This window comes from Floridaenema flaviceps BLCC-F50, from assembly GCF_041929275.2.
Lineage (GTDB): Bacteria > Cyanobacteriota > Cyanobacteriia > Cyanobacteriales > Aerosakkonemataceae > Floridanema > Floridanema flaviceps.
Genome location: NZ_JBHFNR020000001.1, coordinates 1395440 through 1412416 on the forward strand (window position 1 = coordinate 1395440; position 16977 = coordinate 1412416).

The 16977-nt window shown below is 39.9% G+C and carries 13 protein-coding genes; 6 read left to right on the forward strand and 7 right to left on the reverse strand.

Features of this window, described 5'->3' with window-relative positions:
- Positions 1-8 precede the first annotated feature (8 nt).
- Positions 9-1925 carry a squalene--hopene cyclase gene (shc, locus tag ACE1CI_RS06670; protein ID WP_413267221.1) on the forward strand — a complete coding sequence of 639 codons (1917 nt, stop codon included), beginning with the start codon at positions 9-11 and terminating at the stop codon, positions 1923-1925.
- Positions 1926-2033: 108 nt separating this feature from the next.
- Here shc and ACE1CI_RS06675 read toward each other — a convergent pair whose 3' ends face one another.
- From ACE1CI_RS06675 to ACE1CI_RS06700, 6 genes are all read right to left on the reverse strand, one after another.
- Entirely contained in the window at positions 2034-2213 is a 180-nt protein-coding gene (locus ACE1CI_RS06675; protein WP_413267222.1) for a DUF2949 domain-containing protein, read from the reverse strand.
- A 144-nt stretch (positions 2214-2357) separates the two neighbouring features.
- Complete coding sequence (locus ACE1CI_RS06680) at positions 2358-2783, reverse strand: DUF1824 family protein (RefSeq protein ID WP_413267223.1); 426 nt, start codon at positions 2781-2783, stop codon at positions 2358-2360.
- A 98-nt stretch (positions 2784-2881) separates the two neighbouring features.
- On the reverse strand, positions 2882-4393 hold the full coding sequence (locus tag ACE1CI_RS06685) for a hydroxysqualene dehydroxylase (RefSeq protein WP_413266610.1): 1512 nt from the start codon (positions 4391-4393) through the stop codon (positions 2882-2884).
- A 73-nt stretch (positions 4394-4466) separates the two neighbouring features.
- Entirely contained in the window at positions 4467-4988 is a 522-nt protein-coding gene (locus ACE1CI_RS06690) for a DUF1499 domain-containing protein (protein WP_413266609.1), read from the reverse strand.
- A gap of 378 nt (positions 4989-5366) precedes the next feature.
- On the reverse strand, positions 5367-6827 hold the full coding sequence (locus tag ACE1CI_RS06695; protein WP_413265415.1) for a polysaccharide deacetylase family protein: 1461 nt from the start codon (positions 6825-6827) through the stop codon (positions 5367-5369).
- A 92-nt stretch (positions 6828-6919) separates the two neighbouring features.
- The gene (locus tag ACE1CI_RS06700; protein ID WP_413265414.1) at positions 6920-10024 is read right to left on the reverse strand and encodes a PAS domain S-box protein; all 3105 of its coding nucleotides are present in this window, start codon (positions 10022-10024) and stop codon (positions 6920-6922) included.
- Positions 10025-10408: 384 nt separating this feature from the next.
- Between ACE1CI_RS06700 and ACE1CI_RS06705 the strand changes: the two genes are divergently transcribed.
- Together ACE1CI_RS06705 and ACE1CI_RS06710 are read left to right on the forward strand one after the other, a co-directional pair.
- A complete protein-coding gene (locus ACE1CI_RS06705) occupies positions 10409-11785 on the forward strand; it encodes a cytochrome P450 (RefSeq protein ID WP_413265413.1) in 1377 nt (458 codons plus the stop codon).
- A 165-nt stretch (positions 11786-11950) separates the two neighbouring features.
- A complete protein-coding gene (locus tag ACE1CI_RS06710) occupies positions 11951-12808 on the forward strand; it encodes an ATP-grasp domain-containing protein (RefSeq protein WP_413265412.1) in 858 nt (285 codons plus the stop codon).
- Between the two features lie 120 nt (positions 12809-12928).
- Here the strand turns inward: ACE1CI_RS06710 and ACE1CI_RS06715 are convergent, their stop codons facing one another.
- A complete protein-coding gene (locus tag ACE1CI_RS06715; protein WP_413265411.1) occupies positions 12929-15565 on the reverse strand; it encodes a methyltransferase domain-containing protein in 2637 nt (878 codons plus the stop codon).
- Between the two features lie 127 nt (positions 15566-15692).
- On the opposite strand from ACE1CI_RS06715, the gene ACE1CI_RS06720 reads away from it, so the two are divergent.
- From ACE1CI_RS06720 to ACE1CI_RS06730, 3 genes are read left to right on the forward strand one after another with little or no spacing between them, the layout of a single operon-like run.
- Positions 15693-15884 (forward strand): hypothetical protein, encoded by a 192-nt coding sequence (locus tag ACE1CI_RS06720; RefSeq protein ID WP_413265410.1) that lies wholly within the window; start codon positions 15693-15695, stop codon positions 15882-15884.
- A 47-nt stretch (positions 15885-15931) separates the two neighbouring features.
- Entirely contained in the window at positions 15932-16117 is a 186-nt protein-coding gene (locus ACE1CI_RS06725; protein WP_413265409.1) for a hypothetical protein, read from the forward strand.
- 10 nt (positions 16118-16127) lie between these two features.
- A complete protein-coding gene (locus ACE1CI_RS06730) occupies positions 16128-16931 on the forward strand; it encodes a peptidylprolyl isomerase (RefSeq protein WP_496615599.1) in 804 nt (267 codons plus the stop codon).
- The last annotated feature ends 46 nt before the right edge of the window (positions 16932-16977 follow it).

Genomic DNA, 16977 nt, shown 5'->3' on the forward strand with positions numbered 1-16977 from the left:
GGTCAATTATGCAAACTCAAGACAAAACAACAGTGTCCCGCAATAGTCTAGAAGCAGCGATTAAAGCTTCTCAGGACTATCTACTTTCTATTCAATATCCCGACGGCTACTGGTGGGCGGAATTACAATCAAATGTCACGATTACCTCAGAAGCGGTGTTACTGCACAAAATTTGGGGAACAGACAGCAGTAGACCATTACACAAAGTCGAAACTTACTTGCGAAAAGAACAGCGCGAACACGGAGGCTGGGAATTATTTTACGGCGACGGGGGCGAACTAAGCACCACAATTGAAGCTTACATGGCGTTGAAATTACTCGGAGTATCGGAAAATGACCCCGCCATGATCAAAGCGCGAAAATTCATTTTAGCCAAAGGTGGTATTAGTAAAGCCCGGATTTTTACCAAACTTCACTTAGCATTAATTGGCTGCTACGACTGGCGAGGTATTCCTTCCATCCCACCTTGGATAATGTTTTTACCAGAATTTTCACCCGTCAATATTTACGAAATGTCGAGTTGGGCGAGAAGTAGCACAGTACCTTTGTTAATTGTATTCGATCGCAAACCCGTTTTCATCACCAACCCCGCCATTAATTTAGACGAACTCTACGCCGAAGGTGTGAGTAATGTTAAATTTGAATTACCTAAAAACAACGATTGGAGTGATATATTTATTCACCTCGATAACGCCTTCAAATTAGCCGAAACTTTCAACTTAGTTCCTTTCCGGGAAGAGGGAATTAAAGCCGCCGAAAAATGGGTATTAGAACGCCAAGAAGATACCGGAGATTGGGGCGGCATCATTCCCGCCATGTTAAATTCCCTCTTAGCATTGAGAACTTTAAATTACGATGTAGCCGACCCAATTGTAGAACGAGGATTGCAAGCATTAGATAACTTTTCCATCGAAACTGAAGATACCTATCGAGTCCAAGCTTGCATTTCACCAGTTTGGGATACTGGATTAGTAATGCGAAGTTTAGTAGACTCAGGAATCGCACCCAATCACCCCGCATTAGTTCGCGCCGGAGAATGGTTAATCCAAAAACAAATCCTTGATTATGGCGATTGGGCTGTTAAAAATAAAAAGGGAAAACCCGGTGCTTGGGCGTTTGAATTTGTCAATAATTTCTATCCCGATGTAGATGATTCCGCAGTGATAGTCATGGCATTAAATCAGGTCAAACTACCCAACGAAAAACTAAAACAAGCAGCAATAAATCGCGCCGTAGATTGGATTGCATCCATGCAATGTCAAGATGGAGGATGGGCAGCTTTTGACCTTAATAATAATGCCGATTGGTTAAATGCGATTCCCTACGGCGACTTAAAAGCGATGATTGACCCCAACACCGCAGATGTCACCGCTAGAGTTTTAGAAATGTTAGGAAATTGCCAAATTTCCCTTGATGATTACAACATGAATCGCGCCTTAGAATATCTCAAAAAAGAACAAGAACCCGAAGGTTGTTGGTATGGTCGTTGGGGAGTAAATTACATTTATGGAACTAGCGGCGTATTAGCAGCATTAGCTTTAGTTGCGCCAAAAACCCATCGAAACAATATCGAAAAAGGTGCAGCTTGGTTAGTCACTTGTCAAAATGCCGATGGTGGATGGGGCGAAACTTGCTTTAGCTACAATGACCCCAGCTTAAAAGGCAAAGGAGACAGTACCGCCTCTCAAACAGCTTGGGCTTTAATCGGCTTAATCGCAGCAGGCGAGGCGACGGGGAAATTTGCAAAAGAAGCAATAGATAGGGGAGTAAACTATCTTTTGGCAACTCAGCGATCGGATGGCACTTGGGACGAGAATTTTTTCACTGGTACTGGTTTTCCTTGCCACTTCTATATTAAGTACCACCTCTATCAACAACACTTTCCACTCACAGCCTTGGGTCGTTATCGTGCATTAAACCTTTAAAACATTAACAGCAGAGGGGCTTAAGGAGTTAGCGATTTTCGGTGAATAAATCGTTTCCTTGGCTTCTCTGCTGTTTTTGGGCTTAACCATACTTAATGAATTGTCTTCCTATACTGTTTCTAACCAATCAAAAATTTGGTCTAACTGTGGCAGTGTCACAAGTCCATATTGCCAAAGAATCATGTGTAGGAAACCAGGAGTTCCTTCATTGTGCCGTAAAGCAAACTCAATTGAGGAAGAAGGAATCGCCAACTCGTCTGTTAAGAATTTAATCATTTTTGCTTGCATAATAGCTCACCTCGCCTTGGGTGGCTAACTTACTCCCACAACCCAAGATATAAATAATATGCTTTAGAGAAAGTCGGGTTAGCGTGATTGAACTCAAATTTAGTCGTGATATTGATCACATTTACTTGATGATGAATGATACTTCTAGTCAAATAAATCTAAGGGCAGATGACCGTAAGTACCACTGATATCTTCTCGCGCCGAAGACTGGCATGAAACAAGCACTCCACGATAATTTCCGGTGTAAGAGTCTAAGTAAAAACTCTGTTTATTGGTGTTAAATTTGATGTACACCGAACCGGGAATCTCCATAGCTTTTTGCGTATCTAAAGAAACATTATAACCTAAACCACTTAAGTAGTTTTTGAGAGCCATAAAACCTTGTTCTGTCGTCTCGGCGCAAATGCCAAGGTTCAAGTAATCTGCTAAATCAGCTATTAGCTTCAATGCTTGACGCAGCAACGCTTTCTCTGCTTCTGATTCTACGACCTTGATATTTGTACAACTGTATTCTTTAAGTATTTTTTCCGCTTGTTCTACGGTTAAGTTCGTTGGGTTTTGTTCATTCATAGATTTTGCCAAGCCAGGGAACGAAAAACTTTTTAGGTACGTTGTTGCGCTTCAGCGCTAAAGATGGCGCTGAAGCGCAACAACGTACATTTTTTGGGTTAGGGTAGCCAGAAGTTGGGTAGGAGAGTTTTACTTAAATCTCGCGCCCACTGATTCACAGTTCTTGCTACTTGAATGTGTGGTTCGTCGGGTTCAACTGGGAGAATTTCGGCTTTGCTTCCTAATTTAAATTGTTCAATGACTAAATTTGCTGCTTCTAAACCAGTAACGTAAGCTTTCTCCTGCGACCATGAACCGTGACGGTTAACAATCCAATCGCCACTCATAAATACATTAGCGAAACTCGTCTTCGTTGGCAACATATATTGATAGCTACCGGGGAAAAAATGAGTCACAGCTTTGGGTAAACGAATCACGCTGCTATCAATTACTTTTGCTTCCCGAAATGCTGGAACACAAGTGGCTAAATATCGCTGCACAATGGGAACTATTTCTTCACTGCTTAAAGGTAAAAACTGGTTGGCGTGGTAAAAGTCTGCTTCAATAACTGTTCCAGGTTCGTCTCGGTATTCGTCATGAATAGCATTTAAATCAAAAAACGTCCAACCTGTAGTATTGTCAAATCCAAAGCAGGCGTTAGAAGGTAGGGGAATGTCAATTTTTCTGTCAAACCAGAGGCGGGTTGCTAAAACATCAACTGCTGATAAGTTATTAATATCGCGAAATTCTTGACGGTTTTGTAAAGTCGAACTTCCGCTGAGAATTTTCTGCATTCCGCTAATTCCAACGGCAAAAATTACCGCATCTGCATCAAATACTTCTTCGCCACAAACAACTGCTGTCGCCCTATTGTTACTATCAACTATTAAATCGCTAACTCGGCGTTGAGTTAAGACTTTTCCACCAACTTTTTCGATTTGTTCTACCCAAGGACGAAAGATTTTTTCTCCCACTGTTCCCCGACACCAAACTACATCAAAGTTGGGTTGATGCGCCAAGATGAAATAATACAACATTCCTAAAGCAGCAGCAGCGGAACATTGTTCGCCGGGGGCGAATAATCCAACTAATAACATTGGTTCAAAGGAGTCTTTGTACAGTCTGGCAGAAACTCCAAATTGTTTGAACATTTCTCTGGCGGTTACTGTGTCGTAGCGTCGCCAAGCTGCATCAGAATTATCAAAGTCTACTAAGGTATAAAGTAAAGGTAAGGCGGAAAGTCTGTCGATTAAAGGTAGGCGTTTAAATTTAGTGTAAATAAATGTTCCTAAAGGTGTGGGAAGTAATGGTTCTTGCTGAAAAATGGGAGATTCTACTTCTAAACCTGCGGGGGAATATTGGGAAGAACGAGTCCAATTTGTAAAGGGATTTATTTCTAGTTCGTTAACTAGGGAAAAGATGTTTTTATAAGGATACCAAAAGCCGTGAATTCCGGCTTCTACGGAACGCCCCCCTGGAGTTTTCCAACCTGCAACTAAACCTCCGGGATAAGCGCCTGCTTCTAATAATGTTACATCATATCCTTGTTTTGCGAGGTGATAAGTTGCTCCTAATCCTGCCCAACCTGCACCAATAACTACTACTTTTTTATTGTGGGTTTCTGTTACCATTATTTGACCTTGTTTTTTTGCGATCGCAAATCTCCATTCCCATATAAGGTGGGAAAATCCCACCCTAGTATCCTTAGCCTTTCAATGTATCAAATGCGGCTCTAATTGTTTCAATCCGGTTCCGATTTACACCTAAATCCGATTGTCCTAATCTGGAAGCAGAACGCACATGAATTACTTTGGCTGCTTCATCTAAGTAAAATTCTACATCATCCACAAATCCCATTAACTTAGTTTTAAATTCAGCGTAGATGTAGTTAGGAGATTCGGAAATAATCGTCGTTCTTTCTTGGGATTCAATCACCTTTTTTAAATCCGCCATTGCTTCTGTCGCAGAGGTATTATAGGTTAGTGGCTCAATTTTGTGCAGCGTATCTGCGCTTTGGCTACTAACACAATTAGGCGAACTGGGACAAGGTGCTAATTTACCGTCTTGCACACCAAGATTAGTAGGTCTTTTCCCTGCAAACATCGTCATTCCTCCGGGAGAAACTATATTGATTCCAAGCAAAAGAATAGTCGCAATTAGCAGAGATAACAAGCTGATAATTAAACGGTTTAGAGGCGATCGTTTTTCTACTTGGCTTTGAACCATAAACTACAATAACCTGGATGCAACTATTAGATTATCCCACATCCCACACCAAAAAACCATAGAAAAATCCCAATGAATCCCATAAAACATTAAGTTCATAATCGTTCGTTGTGACGACTTCAGTCGTTCTCTTTTCTAAAGAATCGCACTAAAGTGCTCACAACAAACCTGTTCGTTGTAACGACTTCAGTCGTTTTTTTTCAGCTAAGTAGGTAAATGTAAATAAACTGAAAACTGGGCGGGCAGGATGCCCACCCCACAATAAAGCTGTAACTTTTGTGGGGTGGGCATCCTGCCCGCCCCATCTTTAAATAACTATTTTCACTTTATTTATTCGCACCTACTTAATCGCACTAAAGTGCTCACAACGAACCTTTATTACAACTTATTTACGGCTACTTCTCCACGACGATAAATTTCCTTCGCAAAATCAGTCCACATTCCTTGTCCCCAATACCGAAAACAACTAGTTTGCAACAACAAATTATACATTAAAGCTTCTCGATAATCAGCTTCTTGAGTTACTTTTTCCGGCAAAGAATCAACTTTTTGATGAAATAAAGCACTCAATTGATTCATCGGAGACAAAACATTTTCGTACCCTTTCACCCAACTAATATGATTTGTCCAAGAAGCGCCATCTACGTGAAAATTATGATTGGTTTCTTTTAACTCTTGAATTGCCTTGCTTACTGCTTCAGGAGTACAATTTTCTGGCGAAACTTTCTGCCAAATCAAATGTTGATTTATCGGTTGACAAGTGGGATAACTATCAGGATGACAGCCTGCTTCTTCAATTAATTCTAAATATTCAGTGCCATTCATCGCCACAATTCCCGATTTTCCGCCGCCATTATCCTTAATTTCATAACAAGCGCGGAAGAAAGCACTAGGAAATTCATTCATCATCACTCCGCCATTTTCCCCATCACCAATTTGACTAACTATTGGCGGAATTTCTACACCACCTAATGTCTGTCTAGATAAAGTTTTTGCTTCATAATAAGGCTGCATTTGTCCAACTAATTTAGTATCCGAACCTTGGGTTTTAATTAAAGCGGTAATGCTGATTTCTTCCCCTTGGGAATTTCGGGCAATTAAACGATGGGGTAAATGGCGATTTTGTAAAGGTTTCCCATCAAGAGTTTCGACGGAATGTTCTTGTACTAATAACCACCGATAGCCGCATTCTTTTAAAGCTTTGACAAATTCAAACAAGGTATCGGGATGATTTGGTAAGTGCATTTCTGGCGGGGAAAAACCTTTGACTCTGGCTAAAGCTTCCCAACCAAATATTGTGGCAAAATGATGTTGCCAAGCTTGAATGTGTAATTTAATATCTGGAATGGGGGTGGAAGGAACAACTGAATGACTCCACATTGTACCTAACCATTCTACATAAGGTTGATAGTTAGGATCGATCGCAATTCGTTTAAGATTTTCTAATATATCTCCTCCCCATATTTGTCGCAATCCCCATAAAAGATTGCCAGAATAATCTAACATTATGCGAGGATTGCAGCCATTAGCTACTAATTCGGGGATGAAATTTGCCATGCGTTTGTAACAATTAGCAAAGGGTTCTGCGTTGTGATTATCTCCTTCGTTGGGATGTTCAAACATATATTGTAAATTGCTAATTAATTCGCCATTTTGTCCAGCCGGAATGGTGGGCTGGTGTAGGTGTAGGGCTATGGCAAATACAGCTTGGATTTGGGATAAATTAAGATTCGTTTTAGGCAAGAATACTGGTTTATTTTGTTGCGTTACTGTGAGAAGTTCGCTTTCGCAACCGCAAATGTTAGGAATTCCGTTAATGTTTTCTGGTAAGTTTTGCATGAGTTAATTTGTTAGTAGGAGAGGTTGATTTTTTTTAAACCGCCCAGACGCAGAGGGCGCAGAGGAAAGAGGAAAGAGGAAGAGAGGGTTTTTTAGTTGAGTTCTTCTGTGAGAATTAGGGAGGGATTTTCTAATATTGGTAATTTTACTGTAAATGTTGCTCCCTGGTTGTTACCAAGGCTTTCTGCTTGAATTGTTCCTCCGTGCATTTCGACTAATTTTCGCACAATTGATAAGCCTACTCCTAATCCTCCATGTCTTCTGGTAATTGAGGCATCTGCTTGGCGGAAATGTTCAAAAACATAAGGTAAAAAGTCTGAGGAAATGCCAATTCCTGTGTCACTGACTTGAATTTGGCTGTAGGTTTTGGGTGAGGATGTTTGACTGTCTTCTCTCAAGAGCGAAAATTTAATTTCTACTCTACCCTTTTCTGGGGTAAATTTGATTGCATTGGACAGTAAATTCCAAAATACTTGTTGTAAGCGATTGGGATCTCCTTTAATTAGAATAAGTTCATTATCGGCTAATGGCAAATCTAAAATTGTTAATTTTAATTCAATAGATTTGGCTTCTGCTGATAGTTTTACATTTTCGATCGCAGCTTCAATTGTTGCTAGTAAGTTGACCTTGGTAATATTCAAGCTCAGTTTACCACGCAAAATGCGAGAAACATCAAGTAAATCATCAATTAGTTGGGTTTGTAATCTTGTGTTGCGTTCAATTGTCTCTAAAGCTTTATCAACTGTGTCTTGATTAAACTGGCGAGTTCTAAGTAGTCTTACCCAACCTAAAATGGGGTTAAGAGGGGTTCGCAATTCGTGAGATAATACTGCTAGAAATTCATCTTTAATTCTATTGGCTGTTTCCGCTACGTTACGGGCTACTTTTTCGGCTTCTAAAAGTTGTTCTCGTTGTTGTTCGGCTATTTTGCGATCGGTAATATCATAAAAAGCAGTTACTCCAGCTATTATTTGCCCATTTCTATCTTTAATTGGCGCAGAATTAACATAAATAATTGCCCTACTACCATCGTTTCTTTCAATAGTAATTTCTTCTCCGGTAACTACTTCGCCTTTAATGATAGAACGTGCTAAAGGCATTTCTCTAGCTGGGTAGCGATTACCATCACCATCAAACAATTTCCACTCACTATATTCTTCTAAATTTTCAGAATACAAAAAAGAATGCCCAAACATTTCTTCAGTTAATTGATTACCAAAAACTATCTTTCCTGAAGGTGCTTCTGCGAGAATTACACCTGCGGGAAGTTGCTGTAAAATTACTTCTAAAAGTTCTTTTTGGCTTTGTTGTTGAATTAGTAATCTTTCCCTTTCTGCTTCTATTCGTTTACGTTCGGTTAAATTTAAAACAAAACAAACACATTCATCTTCGGTAGTTTCCAATTTAGCTACACCTAATAAAATAGGAATGCGACTACCATCTTTACGAATGTATTCCTTTTCAAAAGGGTTGCAAGTTCCGGTAGCTTTGACTTGCGCGATCGCTTGTTCATCCAAAATTTGATATTCTGGAGGAGTCATCGCCATCCATCTCATTTTACCCGATCGCAAATCTTCTAACGAGTAACCTACTAATTCTAAAAAAGCTTGGTTAGCATCTATAATTTCACCTTTAAAATTAGCAAATAATACCCCAATTAAATTAGAATCTATTAACCGTCTTAATCTAGATTCACTTTGGCGCAAAGCTGCTTCTGTTTGCTTTAATTTAGTAATATTCCGAGTGACAGCTAAAACTGATGCGATCGTACCATCAGGCGCAAATTCTGGAACTAGCCTTGCTTGATGATAACTAATTCCTTTTGATGTCAACAGTTCAAACTCTATTTCCTGTTCTTCACCCGTTTCAAATACTTCTTGAATATTGCTTTGCCACAGGCGAGATTTAGTTTCAGGAAACCCCACTTCTAAGAGAGTTTTACCGATATATTCTTCAGGAAAATTTCCGGTTACTTGTTCAATTGCGGAATTAATATAAAGATGACGTAGTTGGCGATCGAACCTAGCAACAATATCCGGCGAGTTTTCGACTAAAGCTTTGAATTCCTGTTCTCGCTGGTAAAGTTGTTCATGGGATGCTTCTAACTGGGTATTAGCCTTCAGCAAATCTTGATTTAATTTAATTAATTGATCTGATAATTGCGCTTGTCTTAGATACTCCACCGCCCGCACTTGTTCTATAGCTAAAGCTACTTGAGTAGTTGCTCTTTCTGTACTAGCAGAACCAATTAATAAACTAGTAGCACACTGAATTAAAAGTGTTAATTTATGAACGTGCATAACCTCGTAAGAAACTGGCAATTCCCCCAAAGAAATAGCTTGAGGATTGAACATTAAATAATTTAATAATGTGACTAAAACGCAAAAAGTAGTAGTCAACATTCCCCCGGTAACTCCAAAGCGACTAGCTGCCCAAATAATTGGTACAAAACTCAATAGGGAAAACTGCTGAAAAGCAAAGCCTCCTTTATGAGCTAAAGACACAGTAAAAGTCGCAATAAATATAGTTAACAACAGAATAATTATAATTTCTGCACGTCGATAAAATTGAGAAGGGAAAGGCCAAATTTCCGCAATATTATTCGGATTATTATTACTACTTGTTGAGGTTAATTTTGAAAAACAATTTTGAACTTGAGGCGTAAAAACTAACAAAATTGTCGGAGCAATTGCCATAGTTCCCAAAGCATTACCTAACCACCAATTAGGGATACTAATACTCAGCTTAGATATAGGCATTTTGTCTATGGCTACCAAAGTTAAACTACCAACTACAGCAGAGGTAGCACAAGCTGCTAATGGGGCACTCAAAATGAAAGTAGCAGCATCACTAAGTCGGCGGAATGATAATTCACCTCTGGCAAATTTTCTATAAAGTAACCATGCCACTAACGGTTCTAAAATATCAATTAACCCAACTAACCGCTCCCAACCTTCAAAACCCCAAAATGGTGCCATTAAGACGGAAGTAATACCTGTAATAATTATACCGATCGGACCAAACCAAAGTGTCAATGCGATCGCTATTCCCGAAGGCGGAAACCACAAAGATACAGCTGGCTGAATCCGGTAGATTAGCGCCATACCATGAGCTAACATCAGAGCTAATAAACTTAGGACTATTACTAGCCACCATTTTCTCCAAACATTGAATCTTAAGCTTGATAATAAAAGCATAGATGTTAAATTAATTCCGTATCACTACTGTATTATTTAGGTTTGTTTCTATTATTTTAAATCCTGAAAGCTATCTCCAAAAACTTTTAGCTTAACAGACTTATTAGTAACTTAAGTTAAACTTATTAACCTTAACACAGCAAAACTGACATCGGAAATCCTCTTAAGAGGTATTTTGCTAAAACTTACCTCTATTGTTCCTCAGCATTTTAAGGTAGCAATAATTACCCTTATTAATTTTATAACTCCAGAAATATTCTAGCTTTCATCAGATCGATCGCTTTTCCCCTTCCCCCTTTACCATTGAATTTGCCATAGTTATGATAATAGGTACAAAATAAAATAGTTAGGTTAAAGAGATCGTTCCCCACAGGAGAATTGAACATGGTAACAATGTCAGAAAGTGGGCAAGCACAACCCATTAAAAATCTACCTGATGGCCCGAAAGTTTCCCGATTTATTCAAACAATCCGTGCCGTTTTCCAACCATTTAAATACCTAGAAAAATACGCCCAAGAATACGGAGATTTTTATACATCAAAATTTGCCGGATTTCCCACCCAAGTAGTTATTAGTAATCCCCAAGCAATTCAAGAAATCTTTACCGCCGACTACAAAATCTTTAATTCTGCTAAAGGGAACGAAGTTGTCCGCCCTTTACTAGGCGATTATTCTCTCACCTTGCATGATGGCAATTATCATCAACAGCAAAGAAAACTGTTGCTTCCCTCATTTCATGGCGAAAGAATGAAAGCCTATGGTAACACTATTTGCGAACTTACCGAACAAGTAATTAACCAATGGCAAGTTGGGCAACTTTTTTCAGCGCGGGAAGCAATGCAACAAATTTCCTTAAGGGTAATTTTACGCAGCATCTTTGGTTTAGATGAAGGAGAACGTTACTACCAACTCCGCGAACTAATGGGGACACTTATAGAAACAATTGGCTCACCTTTAAGGTCTACTTTTATTCTGTTACCATTATTGCAAAAAGACTTAGGTGCATGGAGTCCTTGGGGTCAATTTATCCGCCAAAAACAGCAAATTAACGAATTACTTAATGCGGAAATTCGGGAAAGAAAAGCAGCTAACGACTTCTCAGGCGAAGACATTCTCACATTAATGATGTTGGCAAAAGACGAAGCCGGACAACCAATGACAGAAGCCGAACTAAGAGATGAATTAATGACGCTTTTGTTTGCCGGACATGAAACCACAGCCACAGCCTTAGCTTGGGCATTATACTGGATTCATCATCTCCCAGAAGTTAAAGAAAAATTACTCAATGAGTTAAATTCCCTTGGCGAAAATCCAGACTTAATGGCAATTACAAAACTACCTTACCTCAACGCTGTTTGTTGCGAAACCCTGCGAATTTACCCAGTAGTTTTATTTAGTTTTCCTCGCATTGTCCAAGCACCAATCAAGATTATGGACTATGAATTTCAGCCGGGAACTATACTCGCACCCTGTATTTATTTAGTCCATCATCGAGAAGATTTGTACCCACAATCCAAACAATTTAAACCAGAACGTTTTCTGGAAAGGCAATTTTCACCTTATGAATTTTTCCCCTTTGGTGGCGGAAATCGCCGCTGTATAGGAATGGCATTTGCCATGTTTGAAATGAAATTAGTTTTAGCAACAATATTGCGCCGCACTCAACTAAAACTTGCCGAAAATCGTCCCGTATTACCTGCACGTCGCGGCATCACAATGGCACCAGCCGGAGGTGTAAAAATGGTAGCAACTAAGTTGTGAAATAAATGTTTGTTGTGAGGACTTTAGTCCTTTTAGTCATTGGTCATTAGTTGGGCATTAAATGCTTAATGAACAATGACCAATGACAATTTAAGTCTATATTTAAATAGACTTAAGTACAAATTAAGTGAAGTTTAACAATAGCACTTGGGCGAGGGTAGCTGGATGATTAACTGGATTCTAGAGGATGGTGTATTTGGCTGTTCTATGGCTCCACTTGCAAATGAGATCGAGAAGCAAGGACACAATGTTAAGATCATTGACTACACCAGAGGCATCACAGACTATCAACGCTTCTTTCCCAAAACAGAGTGCATCATCTTCTATGGATCGCTCCATATTGCTCAACAGATTCTAAGCCGCAATTTGTCTTGGATACCAGGAATTATCGGGACTATTGAACAATACCGTTGCACAGCCTATTATCCTCATCTTAAACCTTGGCTGTTGAATGCCGAGTGTCAAATTCTGCCCCTGTCCGAGTTGTCTTCCTCCACCGTTGACAACCCTAAGTTACTCCTTAGCCTTGAGGAGAACAAATCTTTGTTTATCCGTCCCAACAGTCCGCTTAAACCTTTTGCAGGTGGGCTTTATTCTCCTGAAGAATTGACTGACTTAGACAGTTTTATGAAGCGCCACTATCTCGAAGACCCAAACATATTGGTAATTGTTGCACCAGAAAAACCGATCGAAGCAGAGTGGCGAGTAATTATTGCCCAAGGACAAATCTTATCTGCTTCTCAATATCGGCAGTTTGGGAAACCTTACTATCAATCTGGAATGCCTGAAGTTGTCCAAAAAGTAGCCGAAGCGGTGGCACAACAACAATGGCAACCTGACCCAATTTGGGTTTTAGATCTCTGTTTCTGTGATAATTTGGTTTACGTTCTAGAAATTAATTTTCTATCCTGTTCAGCCTTTTATAAATGTGATTTGAGTTCAGTTGTCACAGAAGCATCAAATATTGCCTGGAAGAAGTGGGTTGAATGCCGTAGGGGAGGTAGAACCTCCCAGAACTCGTGAACTCGTTCCCAGGTTCAACCAGCGAACGAAAAACAGAGGCTCCCGCCTCTAGGCGTAAGATTTCAGTATACGCACCCGACAAAATAGAACTAATCAGTATACGCACCCGACAAAATAGAACTAAACAAACAATTCTGGTACTCTACTTTTTAATTCAGCATTCAACCTGGGTAACTCTTCCCGCATTTTTAAATACCAGTCTCGGCGTTGGCGGTAATGTTGGGAAAGTAGGCGATTGTTTTTCACCCAATTATATGCGTTTTGGGCAATGTTTTGTCGCCATTGGGTATCAGAAATTAGCTTTCTCAACTTCTCTTCAAACTCTGCTACAGAACAGTAAATTAATCCGGTTTCTCCTTCAATAATTGAAGCTTCATAAACTGTTGGACTTGCTAAAACTGCTACTCCATGTCCGGCACATTCAATGAATTTGAGGTCGGATTTCATGCTGTTAAATCTGGTGGGATTCAATGGTAAGATACCAATGTCACAACTATGAATAATTTCTTGATATCGATCGTAAGCACAGAAAGATTCAAATTGTTTGTGGGGTGTTTCTAAGGCATCGAAAAACTTTTTATCGTAGATGACTTTTACGCGAATCCGATCGCAAAATTCCCCCAACACCCCATTAATCGCAGGCATAATTTCTGCCCAATCTTCTTCTCGATTCAAAGCCCCAAAAAACAAAGTAACTGGCGCATCTGATTCATAATTTCTGGCTGGCGGTAGATAAGCTAACTGATTCTGAAAAACCGCTACATTTGGATTTATTCCTCGTAAAAATTCTGCCAAAGGTTCGGTAGAAGTTTGTACACAATGACAAGCAGCGTAACTGAAAAATTGATTCTCTCCATGAGCAGGCCAACGTAGTGGATCGTCGTCAATTTCTGCGACAATTAAATAACCTCGGCGCAGTAGTTCTTGGAGTTTGGGAATATCATTTTCTTTCTGTAAAAATGCCCTTTGCCAAATAAAGACTTTCTCTTCTTCCGGTTTACCAATGCTTAAATTAGCTGTTTTTACTGTTGCTAAAGTTCGTACTCCGGGAATTGTAGCACTTAATTGGTCTGGTTCTAGGATTCGCACGCGATCGCACGCCAAAGGAGCCATTAAAATAGTTTGTATTAGCAAGGGTTTAGATGCGATCGGAGTTTTAGTGCTTCTAACTACATATTGTAACGCTGATGTCCTCTGAGCAAAATCACTTTCAGACAAACCTAAACTATTAATAACTGGAGCCATTATTTGCTGGAATTTCTGAAAAGCTTCCCCTTGTTGTCCTCTAGGTTGCACATCGTTAATTTGCAATCCCACATCAGCAAATAATTGCTTAATTGTATCCAAAGCAAAAAATCTTAAGTGAGTTTTATCTAACAAACCTTCTTCTTCATAAGCCCAATTTCCCCGCAACAATCTTAGAATTAAACTCCAATGTTGCACGTTAGGAATACAAGCTAAAACTTGACCATCTGCTTTCAACCATTTTAGATGATTTCCCAGCACTGCCCAAGGATCAACTAGATGTTCTAACACATCGCCATAAACCAAACAATCTGCTACATCTTCGCCAATTTCATCAGCTATATTGGGCTCTTCTACACTTCCTATTACTACACGATCTAACCTAGTCGCCGCAATTTTCGCCGCAGTTTCATTTAATTCAATACCGATATATTTACAATGGGGATTAATTCTTTTATACTGTTCTCCTAAAGCTCCTGCTCCACAACCAACTTCTATAATTACTTTGGCATCAGCTGGCAAAAGTCTGAGTAAATCAGGGTTAACTCGATTGTAATAATCAGGTATGGACGCAGAACTAACAATTGTGGGTTGAATAGCTAAATTTGATGGCGCACTAACTTTAATTTCCTCCCCTGCACTTTTGTTCCCCTGATCCTCAACTGGAATTTTTAACAATCTTTGAGTCCAAGCATTGCCGTAATGTTCAACTTCTAAAAAGTTAGCCTGTTGAGGCACAGATTTATAAATGCGAAAAGTCCGCATGATTCCCAGAGTAGCCGCACTTTCTAAAGAGCTAAAAAAACTGGAATTGCGATCGAGAAAATGCGGTTGCTGTACCCAATAATTCATTTGGGCGACATTGAGAAAATAACAGCCAGAATGCGGATTAGTCGCACGGCGAAAAATCACAGGTTGTCCCAGAATTTGTGCCTGTAATTCCGGTTGTTCTTCTAAATTTTGAAAATTAGCAGTTAGCAATGGTGACAAATTACCATCTATGTAAATCTTTTTGCTGTTTCCTGGGGGAGAAAGTTCGTAACGATTTGGTTGGAGTAAGGCACGATCTCCCACTTGTTTGTTAAACCAATTCAGTTTGACAAATAACCAAGGGTCATGCAAAATTATATCGTCTTCTAAAAAGCAAAAATAATCATAAGCACCAAGGCAATCACGGAGTAATGCTTGACACTCAAAACCAAGTGACATTGGTTCTGCGTCAGTGCGGTAGTGTTTGTATAAGTCGGCAGGTAAGGAAAGTTGGTCGAGGAGGTGCTGATTTTTAGTAGTACAAATCACAATATCTATGTTGTTTACTTGGGATTGATTCGCTGGTTTTGCTGCACCTTGAGCAATATCAAAGCTAGCTTGTGATTGACCAAACAATTTATGTAGAGAAGTGATACAAGCGGTAAGTGCTTGTATCCGAGGTTGAGGATCTTTACCCTGCGAACCGTACCGACTGCCATCGCTGGGTTGGAAAAAGTGGGGAATTGTAAACAGAATTCGCATGAAATTTTGTTAAGTTCGTCTGAAGCCTGGATAATTGCAAATAAATTGTAAAGAATTTTTCGCTAATTTTGGCAATTATCCAAAATCAAGATGTCCTGTGGAAAGTTGAGGAATTACTTTTTAGCAGATGAGTCGATCGGACTTGACCGAAATCCTAGAATGGGATCGGATAGGGGCTTGGTTTAACTTGCTGCAAAAAATTGTTAAAAATTTACTTACCGAGTCGCAGGTAGTCGAGTTAGGATCGTATAAAGGTGAGAGTAACGTAGCGATCGCAGCCGTTTTACCTGCCGAGAGCTCAAACCAAGGCATCTGCTAACTTTAATTCAGACTGTGTAGACTTAGTTCTTGTGGATGCTACCCACGATGATGAATCTGTCAAAGCCGATTTGCTCAACTGGTATCCCAAAATCAATTTGGGCAGATTTTTGGATCTGCGATCGCGATCGATTAGCATGGTCGGGAGTGTTCGCTGTTAGAAGGGTTGGTTTAGAGGGTACTTTAATAGCAGAATCATTTATAGATACACCAACAGCCAAGGAAAAAGTATAACTCGGAAATGATGACAACACTATTTAAAGCAGGCGAGGAAAAAATTCAACCTACAGAGATGCTGGAAATGATGACTCGTTACCAACTAATGCCGCAATTTTTGCGAGGGTTGATTATCGATAGAGCGATCGCAGACATTCCATATACTGAGGAAGAAATGCTCTTTGCAGTTTCTCAAATTGAAGCTCAGTATCAACTCAATTCCCCAGAAGCTAAAGCAGCTTGGCTGCAACAGCAAGGAATAACAGCCGAACAGTTACAAGAATTATCAGTGCGCCCCCTGCGAGTGGAAAAATACAAACAAGCCAATTGGGGAAACAAGGTAGAAAATTATTTTCTCACCCGCAAACCCTATCTAGATCAAGTAGTTTATTCCCTAATTCGGACTAAAGACTTGGGTTTGGCAAACGAAATTTATTTCCGCATTCAAGAAGGCGAACAATCCTTTGCGGAATTAGCCGAAAAATACTCCCAAGGGCCTGAAGCTAAAACTGGAGGCTTGCTCGGGCCAGTTCCTATTAAGCAACCCCATCCCCTGATCGGTCAATTACTAGCCGTCAGCCAACCCGGTCAACTTTGGCCCCCCAGAGCTTTGGCAGAATGGTTTGTGATTATTAGACTAGAAAAGAATATCCCTGCCCAACTCGACGATGCGATGCGTCGCCGCTTATTGGACGAGATGTTTGAGAACTGGTTTGGGGAACAAATTCAAGAAATGGGGGGGTTGCAAGTAGTAGATAATCAGAAGGAAACAGGAGAAACAGAAGAAAATCAAGAAAATTCAGACGATCAAAACCCCAGTTCTCCTAACTAGTGCATCTGGGCATAAATTTCCCACCAGTTCCGCAGTAAAGATGAGG